This window comes from Streptomyces sp. NPDC000134 (assembly GCF_042899225.1).
Taxonomy (GTDB): domain Bacteria; phylum Actinomycetota; class Actinomycetes; order Streptomycetales; family Streptomycetaceae; genus Streptomyces.
Genome location: NZ_JBIAZN010000041.1, coordinates 1 through 24,914, shown reverse-complemented (window position 1 = coordinate 24,914; position 24,914 = coordinate 1). Strand labels below are relative to the sequence as shown.

General features: G+C 73.7%; 13 protein-coding genes. 10 read left to right on the top strand and 3 right to left on the bottom strand.

From position 1 onward, the window contains the following. The 5 genes from ACFY32_RS33765 to ACFY32_RS33745 all read left to right on the top strand — a co-directional run. On the top strand, positions 1-6,546 hold a 6,546-nt coding region (locus ACFY32_RS33765), incomplete at its 5' end, for an amino acid adenylation domain-containing protein (protein ID WP_390676329.1). Positions 6,547-6,551: 5 nt separating this feature from the next. Further along, positions 6,552-10,346, top strand: a complete 3,795-nt coding sequence (locus tag ACFY32_RS33760; RefSeq protein WP_390676328.1) for an amino acid adenylation domain-containing protein — start codon at positions 6,552-6,554, stop codon at positions 10,344-10,346. A 47-nt stretch (positions 10,347-10,393) separates the two neighbouring features. Continuing rightward, positions 10,394-11,119, top strand: a complete 726-nt coding sequence (locus ACFY32_RS33755; protein ID WP_359204346.1) for an alpha/beta fold hydrolase — start codon at positions 10,394-10,396, stop codon at positions 11,117-11,119. Positions 11,120-11,189: 70 nt separating this feature from the next. After that, a complete protein-coding gene (locus ACFY32_RS33750; RefSeq protein WP_359204343.1) occupies positions 11,190-12,128 on the top strand; it encodes an ATP-binding cassette domain-containing protein in 939 nt (312 codons plus the stop codon). Continuing rightward, entirely contained in the window at positions 12,125-12,889 is a 765-nt protein-coding gene (locus ACFY32_RS33745) for an ABC transporter permease (RefSeq protein WP_359204340.1), read from the top strand. Before ACFY32_RS33750 ends, ACFY32_RS33745 begins: the two co-directional genes overlap by 4 nt. Here the strand turns inward: ACFY32_RS33745 and ACFY32_RS33740 are convergent. From ACFY32_RS33740 to ddaH, 3 genes are all read right to left on the bottom strand, one after another. Further along, positions 12,873-16,040, bottom strand: coding sequence for a BTAD domain-containing putative transcriptional regulator (locus tag ACFY32_RS33740; RefSeq protein ID WP_390676326.1), 3,168 nt, complete (start codon positions 16,038-16,040; stop codon positions 12,873-12,875). The genes ACFY32_RS33745 and ACFY32_RS33740 overlap by 17 nt on opposite strands. Before the next feature lie 12 nt (positions 16,041-16,052). After that, positions 16,053-16,823 (bottom strand): thioesterase II family protein, encoded by a 771-nt coding sequence (locus ACFY32_RS33735; protein ID WP_390676325.1) that lies wholly within the window; start codon positions 16,821-16,823, stop codon positions 16,053-16,055. An 82-nt stretch (positions 16,824-16,905) separates the two neighbouring features. Further along, positions 16,906-17,724, bottom strand: a complete 819-nt coding sequence (gene ddaH / locus ACFY32_RS33730; protein ID WP_359204331.1) for a dimethylargininase — start codon at positions 17,722-17,724, stop codon at positions 16,906-16,908. A 241-nt stretch (positions 17,725-17,965) separates the two neighbouring features. Between ddaH and ACFY32_RS33725 the strand changes: the two genes are divergently transcribed. The 5 genes from ACFY32_RS33725 to ACFY32_RS33705 all read left to right on the top strand — a co-directional run. Further along, entirely contained in the window at positions 17,966-18,235 is a 270-nt protein-coding gene (locus ACFY32_RS33725; protein ID WP_359204328.1) for a phosphopantetheine-binding protein, read from the top strand. After that, entirely contained in the window at positions 18,232-19,482 is a 1,251-nt protein-coding gene (locus ACFY32_RS33720; RefSeq protein ID WP_390676324.1) for a cytochrome P450, read from the top strand. The genes ACFY32_RS33725 and ACFY32_RS33720 overlap by 4 nt, the downstream gene beginning before the upstream one ends. Beyond that, positions 19,479-20,216: a thioesterase II family protein gene (locus ACFY32_RS33715; protein WP_390676323.1), complete on the top strand. Its 738-nt coding sequence runs from the start codon at positions 19,479-19,481 to the stop codon at positions 20,214-20,216. The genes ACFY32_RS33720 and ACFY32_RS33715 overlap by 4 nt, the downstream gene beginning before the upstream one ends. Before the next feature lie 52 nt (positions 20,217-20,268). Continuing rightward, positions 20,269-23,385, top strand: coding sequence for a type I polyketide synthase (locus ACFY32_RS33710; RefSeq protein WP_390676322.1), 3,117 nt, complete (start codon positions 20,269-20,271; stop codon positions 23,383-23,385). Between the two features lie 47 nt (positions 23,386-23,432). Beyond that, the coding region (locus ACFY32_RS33705; RefSeq protein ID WP_390676330.1) for a type I polyketide synthase at positions 23,433-24,914 on the top strand (1,482 nt) is incomplete at its 3' end.

Genomic DNA, 24,914 nt, shown 5'->3' with positions numbered 1-24,914 from the left:
TATCTGGGGCAGTCGGCTCTGACGGCGAACCGGTTCGTGGCGTGTCCCTTCGGTGCGCCGGGCAGCCGGATGTACCGCACCGGGGATCTGGTGCGCTGGGGCAAGGACGGTCAGGTCGAGTACCTGGGCCGGACCGACTTCCAGGTCAAGATCCGCGGCTTCCGCATCGAACTCGGCGAGATCGAACAGGCGTTGACCGAGCACCCCGGCGTGGCGCAGGCGGCGGTCGTGGTGCGGGAGGACACCGAGGGCGACAAGCGTCTCGTGGGCTATGTGGTGCCCGACCCGGATGCCGCGGTGGCGGACGTCGGTGCCCAGGCGGACGAATGGCGGCAGGTCTACGACGACAGCTACCGCGCCTCCGAGGACCAGGCTTGGGGCGAGGACTTCCAGATGTGGACGTCCTCCTACGACGGCGACCCGATCCCCCGGGAGCAGATGCGGCAGTGGCGGGACGCGGCGGTGGCACAGGTGCTGCGGTACGCGCCGAAGCGGGTGCTGGACATCGGTGTGGGCGCCGGTCTGCTGATGGCGAAGATCGTCGGCGAGGTGGACGAGTACTGGGGCACCGACATCTCGGCCCCGGTGGTCGAACGGGTCAGGGCCCAGGCCGAGCAGGCCGGCTACGGCGACCGGGTCCGGTTGAGCGCCCAGGCCGCCGATGATCTGTCCGGCCTGCCCCGCGGCCGGTTCGACACCGTCGTGCTCAACTCGGTGGTGCAGTACTTCCCCAGCGCCGACTACCTCGACCGGGTCCTGCGCGAGGCCATGGAACTGCTCGCGCCGGGCGGCCGGCTCATCGTCGGTGACGTCCGCAACGCCGGCACCCTCCGGCTGCTGCTCACCGCCGCACAGCGCGCGGCGCACCCGCACGCCTCGTACGAGGAACTGCGCACCCTGGTCGAGAAGGAACTGCTCGCCGAACGCGAACTGGTGGTGGCCCCGCAGTGGTTCACCGAGTGGGCGGCGGACCGCTCGGTCGGCGTCGACATCCGCCTCAAGCCGGGGCGGGCCCACAACGAACTGACCCGGCACCGCTACGAGGCCGTCCTGCACAAGGCGCCCGCCCGCGTCCTCCACCTCGCCGACGTGCCGTCGGTGCCCTGGGGCGGGAACCTGTCCGCCGTGCCCGACCTCGACATCCTGGAGGACCGGGTCGGACCCGGCCCGGTGCGGGTCACCGGCGTGCCCAACGCGCGGCTGGCCGAGGAGGCCACCGTGGCCGTCGCGGCGGGCCTCCTCGACCCGGCGCCCCTGTCCGGCAGCCCCGCCGACCCGCAGGACGTGCTCCGGTGGGCCCAGGAGAACGGCCGGTACGCCGTCCTCACCCCGTCGGGCGAGGACGCGCGCTGCTTCGACGCGGTACTGCTGCCCGAGGGGCCGGGCGGACCGCCGAGCGTGTCCGGCACCTTCGTGCCCGGCACGGTCGGCGCGCGGGTCCTGGTGAACGCCCCCGCGCTGGCCAAGACGGTCGGCCCGCTCCTCGCCGAGCTGCGCGAGCACCTCCAGGGGCGGCTGCCCGACTACATGGTGCCCACCGCGGTCGTACCGCTGTCGGAGATACCGCTGACGCCGAGCGGAAAGCTGAACCGCAGGGCGCTGCCGCCGCCGGACTACGCGCAGGGCACGACGGGCCGGGCACCGCGCGACCAGCGGGAGGAGACCCTCAGCGCGCTCTTCGCCGAAGTACTCGGCCTGGAGCGGGTCGGCATCGACGACGACTTCTTCGCCACCGGCGGGGACAGCATCCGCTCCATCCAGGTCGTCGCACGGGCCAGGTCCCGCGGCCTGACGGTCAGCACCCGGGAGATCTTCGAGCACCGCACGGTCGCCCGGCTCGCGGAACTCGTCGGAGGCCGGGAGGGCGAGCGCCCGACGCTGGCCGAACTGCCCGGCGGCGGCGTCGGCTGGGCGCCGCTGCCACCGATGGCGGCCCACGTCCTCGCGCTGGGCGGCGGCCTCGGCCGGTTCTCGATGTCCGGGATGCTGACGCTGCCCGAGGGCGTCGACCGCCCGGCACTGGTCGCCACCCTGGGGGCCCTGCTGGACCGGCACGACGTGCTGCGGTCCCGGCTCGACCGGGCCCGCTCGGGCCTGTGGATCGAGCCGCCCGGCAGTACGGACGCCGACGCGCTGCTGCGGGAGGTCCCCCACCGCGACGCCGACGCGCACGCCGAACTGGACGCCGCCGCCGGCCGACTGGACCCCGACGCCGGGGTCATGGCGCAGTTCGTGTGGTTCACCTCCGACCCGGGCCCGGACAGGCTGCTGATCGTGCTGCACCACCTGGTCGTCGACGGGGTGTCGTGGCGGATTCTGATACCGGACCTCATCGCGTGCCGGCAGCACCTCCAAGAAGGCCGCACCCCGGAACCGGCGCCCGCCGGCACCTCGTTCCGCCGGTGGGCGCACGCCCTGGCCGACGAGGCGACCGGGACCGCGCGCACGGCCGAACTCCCCGTGTGGCAGCGGGTCCTCGGGGAGGCCGAACCCCCGCTCGGCGCACGGGCGGTGGACCCCGCGCGGGATGTCGCCGCCACCGTCGACACGGTCCGCGTCCGGGTCCCGGCCGACGTCACCGAGACGCTGCTGACCACGGTCCCCGCCGTGTTCCGCGGCCGGGCCGACGACGGGCTGCTGGCCGGCCTCGCCCTGGCCCTGGCCCACTGGCGCCGGAAGCGGGGGACCCCCGCGCCCTCGACGCTGGTCCGGCTGGAGGGGCACGGCCGGGAGGAGCACCTGGTGCCCGGCGCCGACCTGTCCGGCACCGTCGGCTGGTTCACCTCGCTGTACCCGGTACGCCTCGACCTGACCGGCATCGACCTGGCGGACGCCCTCGCCGGCGGACCGGCCGCCGGCCGGGTGCTCAAGGCCGTCAAGGAACAGTCCCGGGCGGTGCCCGACAACGGCATCGGCTACGGCCTGCTGCGGCACCTCAACCCCGGCACCGCCGGGACACTGGCGGCGGCACCGCAACCGCAGATCGGGTTCAACTACCTCGGCCGGACCTCCGCCGCGGACATCCCCGAAGACCTGCGCCTGCTCGGCTGGGCCCCGGACACCTCCCACCAGGACCTGATCGCCGCGCCGGACGCCGACCTGCCCGTACTGTCGGCCCTGGAGATCAACGCGGTCGCCGCCGACACCGCCGACGGCGAGGAACTGACCGCCTACCTCGCCTTCCCGACCGGCGTGCTCACCCGCGAGGAGGTCACCGACCTGGCCGCGCTGTGGGTCCGGGCACTCACCGCCCTCGCCCGGCACGCCACCGCACCCGAGGCGGGCGGGCTCACCCCGGCCGACGCGCCCCTGGTCGACGTGGGCCAGGAGGAGATCGACACCTGGGAGAGCCGGTTCGGCAGGCTCACCGACATCTGGCCCACCACCCCCACCCAGTCCGGCATCCTGTTCCACACCATGATGGCCGGGGCGTCCTTCGACCCGTACCACATCCAGTTGGTGTTCCAGATGACCGGCGACGTCGACCCGGAGCGGATGCGCCGGGCCGGGCAGGCCCTGCTGGAGCGCTACCCCAACCTCCGCGCGGCGTTCGTCGACCGCGCCGACGGCGACTTCGTGCAGGTGGTGCCCGCCGGAGACGTGACCCTCCCGTGGCGGTACCTCGACCTGACCGCGGTCGCCGAGCCGGAGCGCACCGAGACGTTCGAGCGGTTCCTCGCCGAGGACCGGGCCGCCCACTTCGCCGTGGACACCCCGCCGCTGATCCGGCTGGCGCTCGCCGTCCCCGGACCGGGCCGGGCCGAACTCGTGATGACCGTCCACCACGTGCTCTGCGACGGCTGGTCCACGCCCTTGCTGATGCGGGACCTGCTGCTGCTCTACGCCTCCCGCGGCGACCCGGCCGGCCTGCCCGGCACCCGGGGCTACGGCGAGTTCCTCGCCTGGCGGGCCAGGCAGGACCGGGACGAGGCGGACCGGGCGTGGGCGGCCGAGCTGGCCGGAATCGAGGAGCCGACCCTGCTCGCCCCGCGCGGCACGGGCGGCGACGGCCTCGACCAGATCGAGTTCGCCCTCCCCGCCGAGGTGTCGGCCGAACTCACCCGGCGCGCCTCCGGGCTGGGCGTCACCGTCAACACGCTCGTCCAGGCCGCCTGGGGGCTGCTGCTCGGCCGGCTCACCGGCCGCCAGGACCTGGTGTTCGGTGCCACCGTCTCCGGGCGCCCGCCCGCCGTCACCGGCGTCGAGTCGATGGTCGGGATGTTCATCAACACCCTGCCCGTACGGGTGCGGTACGCGCCCGGCGACACCCTCGCCGAGGTCGTCACCCGGCTACAGCGCGGCCAGGCCGGCCTGCTGGAACACCATCACCACAGCCTCACCGAGATCCAGCGGTCCCTCGGACTGCAGACCCTCTTCGACACCCTGGTCGTCTTCGAGTCCTACCCCGTCGACCGGGAGGGCATCGGCGCCGCCACCGAGGCCGCGGACGGCATCGCCTTCGCCGGCCTGCGCCCGACCAACGGCACCCACTACCCGCTGGCCCTGATGGCCGCGGCCGACCAGCACCTGGAGTTCCTCCTCCAGTACCGGCCCGGCCTCTTCGACCGGGACACGGTGCGGACCTACGCCGACCGGTTCGTGCGCGTCCTGGAACAGATGGCGGCCACCCCGGAGCTGACGGTCGCCCGGCTCGACGTCCTGGACCCGGCCGAACACGACCGGCTCCTCGTCCGGTTCAACGACACGGCCGTCCCCACCCCGGACGTCACGATCACCGGGCTGGTCGAGGCGCAGGCGGAACGGACCCCGGACGAGACCGCCGTGGTCGCCGGGGACGTGTCGCTCACCTACCGCGAGGTCACCGCCCGGGTCGGCCGGCTCGCACGCGAACTGGCCCGCCGGGGCGTGGGCCGGGAGTCGGTGGTCGCCGTCTCGCTGCCCCGCTCGGCGGACCTGGTGGTCGCGCTGCTCGCGGTCCTGAAGGCCGGCGGCGCCTATCTGCCGGTCGACCCCAGGTACCCCAGCCACCGCCTCGTGCCCATCCTCGCCGAGGCGCGGCCCCTGCTCGTCCTCACGGACACCGCGACGGCCACGGCACTGCCGCCGCACGACGCCCCGGACCTGCTCCTCGACACCCTCGACCGCGCCCCGGACGCCCCGGACACCGTCCGCCCGCCGCACGCCGGCCAGACGGCCTACGTGATGTACACCTCCGGCTCCACCGGCAAGCCCAAGGGCGTCGCCATCACCCACGCCAACGTGGTCAACGGCGTGCTGCGACTGGCCCCGCGCGTCGGCATGGCACCGGGCAAACGGCTCCTCGCGGGCACGTCGGTCAACTTCGACGTCTCGGCGTTCGAGATCTTCACCACCCTCGCCCACGGCGGCGTCGTCGAGGTCGTCCCCGACGTCCTGGTCCTGGGCGACCGCGGCCACTGGACCGGCGGCGTCATCTCCACCGTGCCGTCCGCCTTCGCCGAACTCGTCGACGACATCGCCGGCCGGGTCGACGTGGAGACGGTCGTCTTCGCCGGCGAGGCCCTGCCCGCCTCGCTCGTGGCACGGACCCGCGACGCCTTCCCGGGCGTACGGATCGTCAACGCCTACGGTCAGAGCGAGACCTTCTACGCCACCGCCTTCACCGTGGACGACGACCCCCGGGACCGGGCGGGCAGCGCACCCGTCGGCACCCCGCTCGGCAACATGCGGACCTACGTCCTCGGCCCCGGCCTGACCCCGGCGCCGCCCGGCGCGGTAGGCGAGCTGTACGTCGGCGGGAACGTGGGCCGCGGCTACCACGGCCGGGCGGCACCGACCGCCGAGCGCTTCGTCGCCGACCCCTTCGGCCCGCCCGGCGCGCGCATGTACCGCACCGGCGACCTGGCCCGCTGGAACGACGCGGACCGACTGGAGTACGTGGGGCGCGGGGACGCGCAGGTCAAGATCCGCGGCTTCCGCGTCGAACCGGCCGAGGTCGAGGCCGCGCTCACCGCGCACCCCGGCGTCGCCCAGGCCGTCGTCGTCGCCCGCGACGGGCGCGGCGGCGGCACCGGCAGGCACCTGGTCGGGTACGTCGTCCCCACCGCCACCGGCGGCACCCCGCCGCCCGGCGACCCGTCCGGCCCCTCCGGCCACTCGGCGGACCCCTCCGGCCCCGACACGCGGGAGCTGCGCCGCTTCGTCGCGCAGCGGCTGCCCGACTTCATGGTGCCCACCGCCCTGGTGGTCCTGGACCGGATGCCGCTCACCCCGAACGGCAAGCTGGACCGGGCCGCGCTGCCCGAGCCGGAGTACGCCGCCACCGCCTACCGGGCCCCCCGTACCGCCCGCGAGGAGACCCTGGCCGGGCTGTTCGCCGAGGTGCTGGGCGTGGACCGGGTCGGCGTCGACGACAACTTCTTCGAACTCGGCGGGCACTCCCTGCTCGCCACCCGGCTGATCAGCCGCGCCCGCGCCGACATGGGGATCGAGATACCGATCCGCAAGGTCTTCGACCTGCCGACCGTGGCCACGCTCGCCGCGTGGGCCGCGGAATCGGCCGCCCCCCGCCGCCCCGGCCTGCGCAAGATGTTCACAGAGGAGTAAGTGCGATGATTCCGCTTTCGTTCGCGCAACGCCGCATGTGGGTCCTGCACCAGATGGAGGGCGGGTCGGAGAACTGGAACATGTCGGCGGCCTTCCGGCTGACCGGACCCCTGGACCGGGCCGCCCTGACCGCGGCCCTCCGTGACGTGGTCGACCGGCACGAGATCCTGCGGACCGTCTACGCGATGAACGACGAGGGTGAGCTGCACCAGCGCATCCTGCCGACCGACCGGGCCGCCCCGGAGGTGCCGGTCACCGAGGTGGCGCCCGAGGACGTGTCCGGCGCGGTCGACGAGGCCGGCGCCCACCGGTTCGACCTGGCGGCCGAGATCCCGCTGCGGGTACGGCTGCTGCGCTGCTCGCCCGAGGAACACGTCCTCGTCCTGGTCATCCACCACATCGCCACCGACGGCAGCTCGGGCGCGCCGCTGGCCCGGGACCTGGCCGCGGCCTACACCGCGCGCCGCGCGGGCCGGGCCCCGGGGTGGGAGCCGCTGCCCGTGCAGTACAAGGACTACACGATGTGGCAGCGCGAGGTGCTCGGCGACGCCACCGACCCGGACAGCCTCGCGGCCCGGCAGATCGCGTACTGGCGCCGGGAACTGGCCGGGGTGCCGCAGCCGCTGACCCTGCCGCTGGACCGCCCGCGCCCCCCGGAGGCGAGCGGGCGGGGTGCCACGGTCGGCCTGCTGGTGGCCCCGGAGGTGGCGGCGGGGCTCCAGCGGGTGGCCGACGAACGCGGCGCGACCATGTCGATGGTCCTGCACGCCGGGCTGGCGGTGCTGCTGTGCCGACTGGGCGGCGGGCAGGACGTCACCATCGGCAGCTCGATCGCCGGACGCACCGACGAGGCCCTGGCCGACCTGGTCGGGTTCTTCGTCAACACCCAGGTGCTGCGCGTGGACCTGTCCGGCGACCCCACGTTCACCGGCCTGCTCGCCCAGGTGCGGGACAAGGCCCTGGCGGCCTACGAGCACCAGGACGTCCCGTTCGACATGCTGGTCGAGGCGATCAACCCGGCCCGCTCGGCCGCCTACCAGCCGCTGTTCCAGGTGATGCTCGGCCTGCAGAACTACGAGCGGCCCCGGCTCGAACTGGCCGGGCTCACCCTGGAGGTCGAGGGCACCGCCGCGTCGACCTCCAAGGTCGACCTGTTCTTCAACGTGGTCGCGGACGACTCGGGGGCGCTGCGCGGCGACATCCAGTACGCCACCGACCTGTTCGACCGGGAGACGGCCGAGGCCGTCGCCGCCCGGTTCGTACGGGTCCTGGAGCAGTTGGCCGCCGATCCGGGCCGCCGCGTCGAGGAGGTCGACGTCCTGCTGGCGGGGGAACGGCGGCGACTGCTGACGGAGGTGAACGGCACCGCCGGACCCGCCCTGGAGCAGGGGCTCGCCGAGGAGCTGCGCGCCCGCGCGGAGGAGACCCCGCAGGCGCTCGCCGTCATCGGCGAGGACGAGTCGGTCACCTACCGGGAACTGGACGCGCGCTCCAGCGCACTGGCGCACTGGCTGGCCGAGCACGGGGTGCGGGCGGAGTCGCGGGTCGCCGTGTGCCTGCCCCGGTCGGTGGACCTGGTGGTGGCGCTGCTGGCGGTGCTGAAGGCCGGCGGGGCCTGCGTACCGGTCGCCGCGGACCAGCCGCGGTCCCGGACCGAACGCGTCCTCGCGGACGCGGAGCCGGTGCTCGTACTGGACGCCGGCGCGCCGGCCGGCCCGGACCTGGCGGCGTACCCGGACTCGGCACCGGAGGTGACCGTCCGGCCCGGCAACACCCAGTACGTGCTCTACACGGCGGACCCGGCGGGGGAGCCGAGGGGCGTGGCCGTCCCGCGCGGCGCGGTGGCCGGCTTCCTCGCCGCGGCACGGCGCCGGTTCCCGCTGTCGCCCGCGGACCGGATGCTGTTCGGCACCACCGTGGCGCTCGACACGGCCGTCACCGAGGTCTTCCTCCCGCTGCTCTCCGGCGCGACCGTGGTGGTGGCGGGCGAGGAGACGGCCGGGGACCCGGCGGCGGTGGCGGAGCTGATGCGCCGGCACCAGGTCACCGCGGTACAGGCCACGCCCGCCTTCTGGCAGGCGCTGGCGATGCGGGTGCCGCACGCCGCGAACGGACTGCGGATCATCGTCGGCGGGGAGCCCGTCCCGGCGCGGCTGGCCAGGCTCCTGGCCAAACAGGCCGCCGAGGTGGTCCACGTGTACGGCACCCCCGAGACGACACCGTGGAGCACCGGGGCACGCCTGAGGGTGGGCGCGGGGGCGCCGATCGGGCTGCCGGCCGGGAACACCCGGGTGTACGTGCTCGACGCACGGCTGCGCCCGGTACCGCGCGGGGTGCCGGGCGAGCTGTACGTCGCCGGTGCCGGGGTGGCCCGCGGGTACCACGGCCGGCCGGTGCCGACCGCCGAACGGTTCCTGGCCTGCCCCTACGGCGAACCCGGCGGCCGGATGTACCGCACCGGGGACCTGGTGCGCTGGACCGGCGACGGACAGCTCGAACACCTCGGGCGGACCGACCGCCAGGTGAGCGTCGAGGGCTTCCGGATCGAGCTGCCGGAGATCGAACGGGTGCTGGCCGGGCACCCCGGCGTGGCAGGGGCGGCGGTCGTGGCGCGGGAGACCCAGGACGGCGGCCGGCGCTTGGTGGCCCACGTGGTGCCCGAGCCCGACGCCGGTGTCCAGGCCCTCCTCGCCGAGCTGCCCGGATACCTGCGGGAGCGTCTGCCGCGCCCCGCGGTGCCCTCCGCGGTGCTGCCCCTGCCGGAGCTTCCGCTCACCCCGGACGGACGGCTCGACGAGGGGGCGCTGCCGTCCGAGGAGACGGACACCGGGGACGGCCGGGAGCCGCGCAACTCCCACGAGGAGAGGATGTGCGCCCTCTTCGGCGAGCTGCTCGGCCTCGACCGGATCGGCATCGACGACGACTTCTTCGAACTCGGCGGGCACTCGCTGCTGGCCACCCGGCTCAGCGCCCGCATCCGCGACGAGTTCGACATCGACATCCCGCTCAGGACGATCATCAAGTACCCCACGGTGGCCGAGCTGGCCGCGCTGCTGCTCGTCGCCGCCTCCGAGGACCTCTCCGACCCGTTCGCCGTCGTGCTGACGCTGAACAGCGACCCCGGCACCGGCAAGCCGCCGCTGTGGTTCCTGCACGGCGGCGGCGGGCTGGGCTGGGCGTTCTTCAGCTTCGTGCTGCACGCCCAGGACCGGCCGGCCTACGCCCTGCAGTCGCGCGGCTGGAACGGCAGGGACAAACTGGCCGGGTCGGTGGAGGAGATGGTCGAGGACTACGTCGACGAGATGGTGAGGGTCCAGCCGGAAGGCCCCTTCCACCTGGTCGGCTGGTCCTACGGCGGTACCGTCGTCCAGGCCGTCGCCGAGGCGGTCGACCGGCGCGGACGCGAGGTCGCCTTCGTGGCCATCCTGGACTCCCAGCCCGGCGGGAACTACTTCAAGGAGATCCACGCCGGGCGCACGCTGGCGGACTACCGCGCCGAACTCGAACAGCACTTCGGCGAGTACTTCGGCCCCGAGAACCGGGAACAGCTCGTCGGCACCATGTCGAGGATTCTCGCCAACAACGCGGCGATCATGTCGAAGTTCCAGTCACCGGTCTACCGCGGCGACGTCGTGTTCTTCAACGCGACGCTGGAGGAGAACTCGTACGCGCATCTGTGGCGGCCCTATGTGCTCGGCACCATCGAGGTGCACGACGTGCGCGCCGTCCACCACGAACTGCACATGCCCGGACCCGTGGCCGAGATCATGGAGGTCATCAACGGCAAGTTCGCGGCATGACCGGCCGCCGGGACGTACCGACGACGAAACGATGGGGGACGGCCAGAGTGAACGCGTCCGGCGGGACCGCGCGGAACGCCAAGACCACGTTGCTGTGCGTGCCGTTCGCGGGAGCGGGCGCCTCGTTCTTCCACCCCTGGCGGGCACTGGCCGCCGGCCGGTGGCGGGTGGTCGCCTTCGAACCGCCCGGCAGGGAGCGGCGGATGCTGGAGGCGCCGTACCGCGATGTCGTAGAGGCGGCCGGGAAGGAGATCGACTCCATCGCCGCGACGCTCGGCGAGGACGCGCGGGTGGTGGTGTTCGGGCACAGCCTGGGCGCGGTGCTCGCCTACGAGTTCGTGCACCTGCTGACCCGGCGCGGGGTGCGCGTCGAGAGGCTGGTGGTCAGTGGCTCGCCGGGGCCGTGGACCCAGCGCGAGCGGCGCGCGGCCGGGCTGCCCGACGAGGAATTCCTCGCCCGCGTCGAGGAGTTCGCGGGATTCCGGCACGAGGCCCTCGACCACCCGGAGATGCGCGAGCTGATCCTCCCCGTGCTCCAGGCCGACTGCGAGATGCACGAGAATTACGTGCCCAGCACCGACGAACCGGTGCCGGTGCCGATCTGCTCGCTGCGGGGCGCCGCCGACGGCCTGGTCACCGCGGCGGAGGCGCGGCAGTGGCGGGACGCGACCACGGCCGGGTTCAGCTATGCGGAACTCCCCGGCGACCACATGTACCTGGTCGACCTCGGCCGGGAGGTCCTCGACGTGATCGAAGCGGAATCGGCCCGCTGACGCCGGCATGTCAGTGGCCGTGTCAGGCACGTGACAGGTCGGTGACAGGGCCGGCGCGGACGGTGGAGCCATGACAAGTGCGGCGATCGCGGTCTCTGGACTGCGCAAGGCATATGGCGACAAGGTCGTGCTCGACGGCATCGACTTCGAGGTCGCCGAGGGAACGGTGTTCTCCATGCTCGGCCCCAACGGGGCCGGGAAGACCACGACGGTGAACGTCCTCGCGACACTGCTGAAGGCCGACGCCGGAACGGTGCGCGTCGCCGGGCACGACGTGGCCTCCGCGACCAGGAAGGTCCGCGGGGCCATCGGCGTGACCGGCCAGTTCGCCGCGGTGGACGACCTGCTGACGGGCCGGGAGAACCTGCGGCTGGTGGCGGATCTGAAGCGGGTGCCCTCCGGCGATCAGGTGGTCGCCCAGTTGCTGGAGCGGTTCGATCTCACCGAGTCCGCGGACAAGATGGCGGCGACCTACTCCGGCGGCATGCGCCGCAAGCTCGACCTGGCGATGACCCTGGTCGGCAGGCCGAGGATCATCTTCCTCGACGAGCCGACCACGGGCCTGGACCCCCGCAGCAGGCGCACCATGTGGGGCATCGTCCGCGATCTGGTGGCGGGCGGCACCACCATCTTCCTCACCACCCAGTACCTGGAGGAGGCCGACGAGCTGTCCGACCGGGTCGTGGTGCTCGACCAGGGCCGCCTGGTCGCCGACGGCACCCCCGAGGAACTCAAGCGCCAGGTGCCCGGCACCCATGTCCGGCTGCGGTTCGCCGACCTCGACGACCTCGACACGGCGGCGCGCATCCTGCCCGGGGCCACCCGGGACGACCAGGAACTCACCCTCCGCATCCCCAGCAACGGTGACTCCAAGTCGCTGCGGGCCACGCTGGACCGGCTCGACGAGCACCGGCTCAACGCCCAGGAGTTCTCCGTGCACACCCCGGACCTCGACGACGTCTTCCTCGCCCTGACCGGGCGCCCGAGCGTGAAGGAGGAGGCGAAGTGAGTTCCCTCTCCGCGGCCCTGACCGACTCGTCGATCATGCTGCGCCGCAACCTGAAGCACACCCTGCGCAACCCGCTCACGGTCTTCAACGCGCTGCTGATCCCCATCCTGGTCATGCTCATGTTCGTCAAGGTGTTCGGCGGCGCCTTCAGCGTCGGCGAGGACTACGTCGACTACGCGACCCCGGGCATGCTCGTGATGGGCATCAGCTACGGCCTCGGGGCCACCGCGACGGCCGTGAACGACGACATGACCAAGGGCATCATCAACCGGTTCAAGGCGATGGACGTCTCCCGGGGCGCCGTGCTCACCGGCCAGGTCGTCGTCACCACCCTGCGCTGCCTGGTCGCCGACGCGGCCATCGTCGGCGTGGCCTTCGCCATGGGGTTCGACCCGACCGCGTCCGCCATGGACTGGCTCGCCGTGTTCGGCCTCGTGGTGCTGCTCACCATCGCGACGAGCTGGCTCACCGTCGCCGTCGGACTGGCCGCCAAGACCGCCGAATCGGCCGGCCTGGCCGCCGTACCGCTGATCCTGCTGCCCTTCCTGAGCAGCGCGTTCGTCCCCGCCGAGACCATGGGGGCCGGCGTACGGCAGTTCGCCGAGTACCAGCCCTTCACCCCGATCATCGAGACGCTGCGCGGACTGATGGTCGAGGACGGCCCGGCCCGCGGCGACGCCGTCGCGGCCGTCGCCTGGTGCGTCGGGCTCGCCCTGCTCGGCTACGTGTGGGCGCTGTCCACGTTCAAGAAGCGAGCGTGACCCGGACCAGGTGAGACCAGTCGGTCCGGGCCCCCTCCCGCGCCGCCTCGGCGAACCGCGCGTCGCCGAGGCGGCGGCGCGCGGTCTGCTCGATCCGGGCCACGTCCGGGTGGGACCGGTCCGGCAGCCCGCGCACGCCCGCGCTCGCCGCGAGCAGTTGCGCGGCCTGCTCGTGCGCACCCTGGCGCAGCGCCAGGTCCGCCACCCCGACGAGCACGTGCGCGATCAGCGGCGCGTGCCCCGCCTCGGAGGCCGCCGCGCAGGCCGCAGCCCGGTGCGTCCGGGCCTCGCCGAGGTCGCCGGTGAGATAGCCGAGCAGGTCGTGGGTGGTGGCCCGGATGATCGCCCCCTCCGCCTCGTCGCCCAGCAGGGTCCGCGCCACGCCGAGTTGCTCGTACGCCTCCTCGGTGCGGCCGTCCCACCGGGCCAGTTCCGCCTCCGCGAGGGCCAGTTCGGCCAGCGAGTCCGCCCAGGTGACCCGCCGCGCGCTGCGCCGCGCCTCGGCGAGGGCCGCCGCGCCGGCCTCCTCGTCTCCGAGCAGCCGGTACAGTTGCGCCTGCCGCGCCCGCATCCGCACGATGTCCTCGGCGGCGCCCACCTCGCTGACGACCGCGATCGCCTCCTCGTAGTGCTCGCACGCGGCGGCGAACTCACCGCGCACCGCGATCCGGTCCGCCAGCTCGGTCAGCGCGAAGGAGATCCCGAGCCGCTCCCCGAGCGCCCGGAACTCGGTCAGCGCCCGCTCCAGATAGGCGTCCGCGTCCCGCCCGTCCCGCCCGAGCATGATCCGCATCTTGCCCAGGTGCAGCCGGGCCATCGCCCGTACCCAGGGGTCCTCGTCGTCGAGCAGCGGCTCGAACGCGGGCAGGAACGCGTCCGGCGCCCGCAGCATGCGCTCCAGCGGTACGACGAAGCCGAGCACCGGATGACTGCGCCGGCTGCGCAGGCTGCACTCGTACGTCTTGTGAATCCACTCCGCGGCCTGGTGCTCGTCACCGCCCCGCCCGGAACTCATGAACATCGCGATCAGGGCGTACACCATGGCACGGAAGTCGTCGCTGACCTCGCCCGGCGTCCTGGTGGCCGCGGTGAGCAGCTCCATGCCCTCGGTGCGGTGACCGCCCAGCCACCAGTACCAGCCCGCGCTCGCCGCCAGCCGCATCGCCGCCTGCGCCTCGCCCGCCGCGAGCGCCCCGCGCATCGCCACGCCGATGTTGTCGTGCTCGGTCTCCAGCGTGGCCAGCCACTGCAGTTGCTCGGCGCGGCGCAGATGCGGCTCCGCGACCTCGACCAGCTCGGTGAAGTAGGCCAGGTGCGCGTGGCGCGCCCGGTCGCTCTCGCCCGCCTCGGTGAGCCGGTGCCGGGCGTACTCCTTGATCGTGCCGATCATGCGGTAGCGCGGGGCGCTGCCGCCCTCCGCGAGCAGCAGCGACTTCTCGGTCAGCGCGGTGAGCAGTTCCAGTACCTGCTCGGGGTCGGCCGCGTCGCCCGCGCAGACCCGCTCGGCCGCCTCCAGGCTCGCCCCGTCGGAGAACACCGACAGCCGGCGCAGCACGGCCCGCTCCGCGTCGCTGAGCAGCTCCCAGCTCCAGTCGACCGACGCCCGCAGCGTCTTGTGCCGGGGCAGCGCGGTCCGGCTGCCGCTGGTCAGCAGCCGGAACCGGTTGTCGAGCCGATTGGCGAGCTGGTCGACGGACATGGTGCGCAGCCGGGCCGCCGCCAGTTCGATCGCCAGCGGAATCCCGTCCAGCGCCCGGCAGACCCGCGCCGTGGTCGCCAGCGTCCGCGCGTCGGCCCCCAGGTCCCGGCGGACCGCCCCGGCCCGGTCCCGCAGCAACCGGACGGCGGGCGAGGCCGCCAGCTCGTCCGGGCCCGCGTCACCCGCCGGCAGGGCCAGCGGCTCGACCAGCCACAGCGCCTCCCCGGTGATGCCGAGCGGTTCCCGGCTGGTCGCCAGGATGCGCAGCTTCCGGCACTCCCCGAGCACCCGGTGGGCGAAGACCGCCGCGGACTCGATGACGTGCTCGCAGTTGTCCAGGATCAGCAGCGCCTCCCGTTCCCGGACCGCGGCGACCAGCCGTTCGGTCAGCTCCGCGCTCGGGGCGCCGCCGAGCAGCGAGTCCCGCAGGCCCAGCCCGGCCAGCGTGGACTGCGCCACGTCGGCCAGGCCGCCGTTGACCCGGACGGCGGCCAGCTCCACCAGCCACACCCCGTCCCCGAGGTCGCCGAGCATGGTGCGCGCGGCCTCCGTGGCCAGCCTGGTCTTGCCCGCCCCGGCCGGCCCGATCACGGTGGTGAGCCGGTGCCGGGCGACGAGTTCGCGCACCGCGGCGACATCGCCGTCCCGGCCGACGAAGGTGGTCAGCTCGGCGCGCAGATTGGTCCGGCGGCCCGCCTCGCCCTGCCGCCGGGCCCGCCCCAGCTCGCCCCGCAGCACCGCGACGTGCAACGCCGCCAGGTCGGGAGAGGGGTCGGTGCCCAGCGCGTCGGCCAGGGCCTCCCTGGCCCGCTGGTACACCTGAAGCGCCTCGCTGTCCCGGCCGGCCGCGACGAGGGCCCGCATCAGCGCGGCGACGAACCGCTCCCGTACCGGATGCGCGGCCACCAGGTCGGTCAGCTCCGCGACCAGCTCCGCACCGCCCCCGAGCGCGATCTCCGCGTCGATCCGCTCCTCGGTGGCGGTCAGGCGCAGGGCCTCCAGGCGGGCGGCCGCGGCGTCGAGGGCGGCGCTGTCCTGGAGGCCGACGTCCTGCATCGCCGCGCCGCGCCACAGCAGCAGGGCCTCGCCGAGCAGCCGGGTCCGCCGGGGGCCGTCCTCGGTCCGGGCCCGGCCGGCGGCGACGAGGCGTTCGAACCGCACGGCGTCGACGGCGTCGGGTTGCAGCGTCAGCCGGTAGCCGTCCGGCTGCCCCTCGACCACCCCGTCCGGCAGGGCCTTGCGCAGCCGGGAGACCAGGCGCTGCAAAGCGTTCGTCGCGTCCGACGGCGGGCGCTCGCCCCAGATCCAGTCGACCAGCGACGCCTTCGGCACCGGCTGCCCGGTCCGCAGGGCGAGGGCGATCAGCAGTCCGCGCAGTCGGGCGCCCGGCACATCGACCAAGTCGCCCTGGTCGGTACGGACTTCGAACGGCCCCAGCATCCCGATCTGCACCCGCCGATTCTGTCATGAGCGACAGCCGGCCAGATCACGCAGGACGGCACGGGCCACCTCCCGCTCCCGGGACTGCAAGTAGAAGTGGCCGCCGTCGAAGTGCCGGAAGGCGCACCGCCCGGTCGTGTAGCCGGCCCACTTGCCCAGGGCGTCGCGCGGCACGCCCGTGTCCTGCCTGCCCCGGTAGCCGCTGATGGGGCATCCGACCTTGGCGCCCGCGCGGTCCCGGTAGGTCTCGACGGCCTTGTAGTCGGCCCGCAGCGAGGGCAGGGCGACCGCCAGCAGCTCCTTGTCGGCGAGCAACTCGGGCGGCGTACCGGCCAGTCGGGCCAGATGGGCGGTGAGGCGCTCGTCGTCGAGGTCGTGCACGAGCCGCCCGGAGGGCACGGACGGGGCGGCCCGGCCCGAGACGACCAGCCCCACCAGGTCCCGGCCCCGGAGGCGCTCCAGGCGCAGCGCCACCTCGTACGCCAGCAGGGAGCCCATGCTGTGCCCGAACAGCGCCAGCGGCCGGTGCTGCCAGGGCAGCAGGGCCCGAGCGGCCTCGGCCGCCATCTCCCGCAGGTCCTCCGAGGCGGGCTCGGCCAGCCGGTCCTGCCGGCCCGGGTACCGCACGACCAGCACCTCGGCCCCGGCGGACAGCTCCGCGGAGAGCGGGAAGTGGGCCGACGCCGAGCCCCCGGCGTGCGGGAAGCAGACCAGCGTCGGACCGTCGGCCCCGGGGTCGTGGAACTGGCGGACCCACGCGTTGTGGACGGTGTTGCGGCGGCGTGTGGTGGTCATCGGTCCCCTCGCGCGTTCCCGTACGGCTGTCCTGTCGACGGGACAGCCCGCGGACCGTGCTCCCCGCGACCGGCCGCGCCCCTCATTCCCGCAGTTCGAGCGTGCAGCACTTGACGCTGCCCCCGGCCTTCAGCAGCTCGGCCAGCTCGGCGCCGACGGTGCGGTAGCCGCGCTCGCGCAACCGGGCCGCCAGGCCGGCCGCCCGGCGGGGCAGCACGACGTTGCGGCCGTCCGACAGCGCGTTGAGGCCGAACACGGCGGCGTCGGCCTCCTCGGCGAGGACGGCGTCCGGGTACCGCTCGGCCAGCACCGCCCGGCTGCGCGGGCAGAACGCGCCCGGGTAGTACATGATCTCGCCGTCCCCGAGCACCGCCAGGGCCGTGTCGAGGTGGTAGAACCGCGGATCGACCAGGCTCAGGCCGGTCACCGGACGCCCGAAGAACTCCCGCACCTCGTCATGGGCCCGCGGCTCGGTGCGGAAGCCGGTGCCGGCCAGGATCTCCGTGCCGGTGAACAGGAAGTCGCCCTCGCCCTCGTTGAGGTACTCCGCCTGCCGGACCTCCGACCAGCCGCCGCGCCCGAACCACTCCAGGTAGGCTGCGGACTCGTCCCGGCGCTGGGGGTGCCGGAAGCGCGCCACGAGCACCTTGCGGTCCACCACCAGGGCGCCGTTCGCGGCGAAGACCATGTCGGGCAGCCCCGGCACGGGCTCGATCAGCCGTACGTCGTGCCCCAGACCGGCGAAGGTGTCGAACAGCCACTTCCACTGGGACAGCCCGGTCTCCATGGAAGTGGGACGGTCCGGGTCCATCCACGGATTGATCGAATAGGTGACGTCGAAGTACGTGGGACGGCACATCAGATATTTCCGGGGCGATGCCATTCGCTGTTCGTGCGGCACCTCACGTCCCTTCTGCTGGTGAAACCCGAATCTGCTGGTGAAACCCGAAGAATCCCGAAGAGGTGACCGGGGAGGCAGCCGGGTGAGAAAGAAATAGCGTGGCCCGGCGGCACAACGGTGCCCGGCGGGGACCGCACCGTCAACTCTTGCAATGCGTTTCCCCGGCCCTTTACGTTGGCCCGGCGACGGCCCCTCGGCGCACTGTCCCGTCGGCGGGACAGTGGAAAGGAAAAGGCTGGCAATGGAGTCAGAAGCGCAAGCCGTGCCTCCGAGCGCGCCCGAGTCACTCGTGCGGGATATCGCGGCGCTGTGGGGGGAATACCTGGACCCGGCGGAAATAGGACCCGATGACGACTTCTTCGCGCTGGGCGGGAATTCCCTGATCGGCATCAAGATCATCGATCGGGTGGCCCAGGACCACGGCGTCGAGTTGTCCGTGCGCGACTTCTATCTGGCGCAGACGCCGGCCCGGGTCGCCGCACTGGTCGAGCGGGAGAGGACCGGGACGTGAGGCTGACGCCGGGCCCGGCCCGCGACCTCGACCTCGACCGCGTCGACCTGTTCGACCTCGACCTCTACGCCTCGGGCGATCCGCACCCGGTCTGGGACCTCATGCGGGCCGAGGCCCCCGTGCACCACCAGGTCCTCCCGGACGGCCGGGAGTTCTGGTCGGTGACCCGCTACGACGACGTCTGCCGGGTGCTCGGCGACCACCGCGAGTTCACCTCGGAACGCGGCACGGTGGTGACCCACCTCGGGGTGGACGACGTGGCGGCCGGCCGGCTGATGACCTCCACCGACCCGCCCCGGCACACCCAGGTCCGCAGGGCCATCGGCGCCAGGCTCACCGCGCGGGCGGTGGCCCCTTGGGAGGACCGCGTCCGCGAGACCGTCGTACGGTTCCTCCGGCCCGCCCTGGACGGCGGCACCTTCGACCTGGCCGAGCAGGCACTGCGCCTGCCGGCGATGGTCACCGGCCCGCTCCTGGGCATCCCGGAACGGGACTGGGACGAACTGGTGCGGCTGACCGCGATGGTGACGGCCCCCTCCGACCCGCACTTCCGGCTCGGCAGCGAGGCCGCGACCCTGGCCATCTCCCACCACGAACTGGTCACCTACGTCACCGAGTGGGTCCGGCGGCGACGGGCGACCGGCGACCAGGACGGCAGCCTGCTCGACCACCTCATGAGCGTCCGGGCCGGGGACGCGCCGCTCACCGACGAGGAGATCGCCCTCGACGGCTACAGCGTCCTGCTCGGTGCCAACGTGACGACCCCGCACACCGTCTCCGGCACCGTGCAGGCGCTCGCCGAGCACCCCGAGCAGTTCGCGAAGGCGCAGGCCGACCCCGCACTGGTGCCGAACCTGGTCGAGGAGGGGCTGCGCTGGACCTCGGCCGCCTGTAACTTCATGCGGTACGCGGTGGACGACATCCGGCTCGACGGGGGCACGATCCCGGCCCGCGGGGCGGTCGTCGCCTGGATCGGCTCGGCCAACCGGGACGAGAGCCAGTTCACCGACCCGCACCGGTTCGACATCACCCGGGACAACGCCAAGCGCCAGGTCGCCTTCGGGTTCGGACCGCACTTCTGCGTCGGGGCACCGCTGGCCCGGCTGACCCTGCGCGTCTTCTTCGAGGAACTGCTCCGGCGCTGCGGATCGATCGCCCTCAACGGCGAACCGCGACACCTGCGGTCGTACTTCATCGCCGGGATGACCCACCTCCCCATCGTCGCCGAGAAACGAATGACGCCATGACATCCGGCTCCACCACCGTCCCGTCACCATGGTTCGTCCGGCCGCCGTCCGACGACCACCCCGCCCGCCTGTTCTGCTTCCCCTACGCCGGGGCCGGAGCCTCGGCCTTCAGCGCCTGGCCGGCCGCGCTCGACGACGTCGAGGTCTGCCCCGTACAGTTCCCCGGCCGCGAGAACCGGCTGGGCGAACCGCACTACGGCAGCTACGAGGACCTCGCCGAGGAACTGGCCGGCGCACTGGAGCCGCTGCTCGACCGGCCGTTCGCGTTCTTCGGGCACTGCGCGGGCGCGCTGCCCGCCTACGAGACCGCCGTCCGGCTCGCCGAGAAGGGCCTGCCCCGGCCGGCCCGCCTCTTCGTGTCGGGCCAGCTCGCGCCGCACGACAGCGCCGACGACCGGATGCTCACCATGACCGAGCCAGAACTCCGCGCCGAACTGGAGTCGGTCCTCCGCGGCCGGGGGTTCGCACCCCGGCCGGACATGGTCGAACTGGGCCTGACCGTACTGCTCCGGGACCTCGCCGCCGCCCGCCGGTACCACCGCCGGGAACCGGCCGCGGCGCCCTGCCCCGTGGCCGTACTGCACTGGCGGGACGACCCCGACGTGAGCCTCGACCGGCTCGGCGAGTGGCGCCGGTACGCGGACCCGGCCGACCTCCATGTCCTGGACGGCGGCCACCACGACTTCATGCACGCGCCGGACCCCTTGCGCGAGGTGCTGACCTCCTGGCGCTGAGAGCGGTGCGGCCGGTGACCGCCGGGCGCCGAGAGAACCGGAAGGAATTCGCATGAGTGGCACACCCCCCGGCATCGCCGTCATCGGCATGTCGTGCCGCTTCCCCGGCGTACCCGGCCTGGGGCAGTTCTGGCGCCTCCTCCTCGACGGGAGGTCCACCGTCGGCAGGTTCCCCGAACAGCGGGCCGCCTCCGCGCGGTCGCCCCACCCGGACGCCGCCACCGTGGACGCGGGGTCGTTCTTCGACGCCGTCGACGGGTTCGACGCGGAGTTCTTCGGCACGGACCCGGCGGAGGCCGCCGCCATGGACCCCGTGCAGCGACTGGCGCTGGAACTCGCCTGGGAGACCGTCGAGGACGCCCGGGTCCCGGCGCCCGCGCTGGCCGGCCGCGAGGTCGACGTCCTGGTCGGCGCCGCGTCCTCCGGGTACGACACACTGCGCAGACTCTCCGGCAGCGACCGGGACGACCACTACGCCGCGCTCGGTTCGAGCGGCGCGCTGATCGCCAACCGGATATCGAGCCTGTTCGACGTCCGGGGCATGAGCTTCTGCGCCGATGCGGGCCAGTCCTCCTCCCTGGTGGCGCTGGCCCTGGCCTGCGACCGGATCAGCGGCGGCGCGGTCGACATGGCGATCACCGGCGGCGTCAACCTGGTCGTCGACCGGGAAGCGGGACTCGCCATGGCGAACCTGGGCGCCCTGTCACCCGACGGCCGCTGCTTCACCTTCGACGAACGGGCCAGCGGCTTCGTCCGGGGCGAGGGCGGGGGAATGGTCCTGCTGAAGCGGCTCGACCACGCCGTCGCCGACGGCGATCACATCTACACGGTGATCCGGGGCTGGAGCGTCGGCAGCGGCGGCGCCACCTCCCGGATGCCGGACCCCAGCCCCGGCGCGCAGGCCGCGACCACGCTGTCCGCCCTGCGCCGCGCGGGCGTCCCCTTCGGCGACATCGACTACGTCGAGGCCCACGGCACCGGCACCCGCCTCGGCGACCCCGCCGAGACGGCCGGCCTGCGCGAGGTGTTCCGGGCGACCGGCCGCGACCGCCCCCTGGTGATCGGCTCGGTGAAGACGAACGTCGGGCACCTGGAGCCGGCCGCGGGCATCGTCGGCTTCATCAAGGCGGCACTCTGCGTGGACCGCGCTCACCTGGTCCCCAGCCTGAACTTCCGCTCCCCGAACCCCGCCATCCCCGACTTCCGGAAGGACTTCGACGTCCCCGGCACCGCGCGCCCCTGGCCCGGGACACCGCACCGGCCGCGCCGGGCGGGGGTGTCCTCGTTCGGCATGGGCGGCACCAACGCGCACGTGATCCTGGAACAGGCCCCCCGGACACCCGCGGGCGACGGCCCGGCCCCCGCGGGCGCGCCCGGGACGGTCCCGTGGGTGCTGTCGGCACGCTCGGCGCCGGCCCTGCGGCAACAGGCGGCGAAGCTGCGGGAACGCGTGACCGCGGACCCGTCGCTGACGGCGGCCGACGTAGGGCACTCGCTGGTGACGACACGGACGCTGTTCGCGCACCGGGCGGTGGTGCTCGGCGGCGACCGTACCGAGTCACTGGCCGGTCTGGAGGCGCTGGCCACCGGCGGGAGTTCACCGAAGGTGGTCCGCGGCACGGCCGCCGGACCGGCGGGCCCGGTCGTCTTCGTCTTCCCCGGCCAGGGCTCCCAGTGGACGGGCATGGGACGACGCCTGTACGCGGAATCGGAGGTCTTCGCACGCGGCATCGACGACTGCGCGCGGGCGCTGGCGCCGTGGGTGGACTGGTCACTGGTGGACGTGGTGACCGGCACCGGGCCGGCGCCGTCGCTGGAACACGGCGACGACGTCGTCCAGCCGGCGCTGTTCGCGATGATGGTGTCCCTGGCCCGGGTGTGGCGGTCGCTCGGAGTCGTCCCCGACGCGGTGGTGGGGCACTCCCAGGGCGAGATCGCCGCCGCGTGCGCGGCGGGCGCGCTCCCGCTGGAGGACGCGGCACGGATCGTCGCCCTGCGCGGCCGGGCCCTGACCGAACTCGCCGGGCAGGGCGGGCTGAACGCGGTGTCCGCGCCCCTGGCATGGGTCGAGGAACGGCTGGCGCGGTGGCCCGGACGGCTCTGCGTCGGCGCGGTCAACGGACCGGGCTCCGTGGTGATCTCCGGGGACCTGTCGGCACTGGAGGAGTTCGCCGCCATGGCGGCCGGTGAGGGTGTCCGGGTGCGCCGGGTCAGGATCGAGTACGCCTCCCACTCCCACCACGTCGAACGCATCCGTGACCGGGTCCTGGAGGCCGCCGCGGACCTCGCCCCGAAGCCGTCGGCGGTGGAGTTCCACTCCACGGTCACCGGCGGACCGATCGACACCCGCGCGCTCGACGGCTCGTACTGGTACGACAACCTGCGCTCACCGGTCCGCTTCGGCGAGGTCGTCGCCCACCTGATGCGCGACCGGGGCGGGGTCTTCGTCGAGGTCAGCCCGCACCCGGTGCTCGCCGTGGCGATGGCGGAGACCGCCGACGCCCTGTCGGCCGCGCCGGTGGTGACGGGCACCCTGCACAAGGACGACGGCAGCACGGGCCAGATCCTCACCTCACTGGCCGAACTGCACGTGCGGGGCGTACCCGTGCGCTGGGACGAGGTGTTCGCCGCGCACCGGCCGCGCCGGATCGGCCTGCCCACCTACCCGTTCCAGCGCCGTCGGTACTGGCTGACGGCACCCGAGGCCACCGACGCCGCCCCGGCGGACCCGGGCATCCTCGCGCGGGGCGGCGGCGGACCGGACGCCCACCGGCCCGCCACCGCCGACACCGACGCGGCCCACCTGGGGTCGGAATCGTCCGTCCTCGACCTCGTGTGCGCCGAGACAGCCGCCGTGCTGAGCAGCACGGCCCCGGACCTGACCGGCGCCGACCTCGTCGCGAGGTCGACCGAGACCTTCAAGGACCTGGGCTTCGACTCCTCGATGGCGGTACGGCTGCGCAACCGGCTCGCCACCGCGTCCGGCGTCCGGCTCCCGGCCACCGTCGCGTTCTCCTACCCCACCCCGCGACGGCTCGGCGGCCACCTCTTCTCCCTCCTCGCACCGCGGACACCCGACACACCGGAACCCGAGACGGCACCGGAGACAAGGACGGAAAGCCGGAGTGACGACGAACTGTACGAACTGATCGACCGCGGATACGTGTAGCACCACCCGCTCGTCCGCTCGTCCCGGCAACGACCTTGGGGGAGGCCCTGGTGAATGACGTCGACAAGCTCCGGTCCTACTTGCGACGCGCGGTCGACGACGCGCAGGCCCTGCGCGAGCGGGTGCGCGAACTGGAGGAGTCCGCCCGCGAGCCCATCGCGATCGTGGGCATGGCCTGCCGCTACCCCGGGGACGTCCGCGCCCCCGAGGACCTGTGGCGCCTGGTCAGCGAAGGCGTCGACGCCATCACCGACTTCCCCGCCGACCGCGGCTGGGACACCGGGAGACTGCTCGACCCCGACCCGGACCGGCCCGGCGCCTCCTACGTCACCAAGGGCGGATTCCTGTCCGACGCGGCCGGCTTCGACCCCGCGTTCTTCGGGATCAGCCCCCGCGAGGCCACCGCGATGGACCCGCAGCAGCGACTGCTGCTGCACACCGCCTGGGAGGCGTTCGAACGGGCGGGCATCGACCCGGCCGCGCTGCGCGGCAGCCCGACCGGCGTGTTCGTCGGAGCCATGACCCAGGAGTACGGCCCCCACCTGCACGACGGCGCCGCCGGCTTCGACGGATACCTGCTGACCGGCAGCACCGCGAGCGTCGCCTCCGGCCGCCTCGCCTACACCTTCGGCCTCGAAGGACCCGCGGTGACCGTCGACACCGCCTGCTCGTCCTCACTGGTATCGATGCACATGGCCGCCCAGGCGCTGCGCAACGGCGAGTGCTCCCTCGCCCTGGCGGGCGGCGTCGCCGTCATGGCCACGCCGGGCATGTTCGTGGAGTTCAGCCGGCAGCGCGGCCTCGCGGCGGACGGCCGGTGCAAGGCGTTCGCCGACGCGGCGGACGGCACGGCCTGGGCCGAGGGCGTCGGCCTGCTGCTGCTCGAACGCCTCTCCGACGCCCGGCGCCACGGCCACCAGGTCCTGGCGGTCGTCCGCGGCTCGGCCGTCAACCAGGACGGCGCCTCCAACGGCCTGACCGCCCCCAACGGCCTCTCCCAGGAAGCCGTGATACGCCGAGCCCTGACCGGCGCGGGCCTGACGGCACGGGACGTCGACGCCGTCGAGGCCCACGGCACGGGAACCACCCTCGGCGACCCGATCGAGGCGGAGGCGCTGATCGCCACCTACGGCCAGGACCGGCCGGAGGACCGGCCGCTGTGGCTGGGCTCGTTCAAGTCCAACGTCGGCCACACCCAGGCCGCGGCGGGCGTCGGCGGCGTCATCAAGATGGTGATGGCCCTGCGGCACGGCCTGCTGCCCAGGACACTGCACGTGGACCGGCCGTCCTCGCACGTCGACTGGACGGCCGGCGCGGTGCGGCTGCTGACCGAGGAACAGCCCTGGCCGGACACCGGACGCCCGCGCCGCGCCGCCGTCTCCTCCTTCGGCGTCAGCGGCACCAACGCCCACCTCATCGTCGAACAGGCCCCGCAGGCCGAACACGCCGTCGGCGAGAGGGCGGTGGTGACGGACGGTACGGTGCCGTGGCCGCTGTCGGCGAAGACGGAGGCGGCGCTGGGGGAGCAG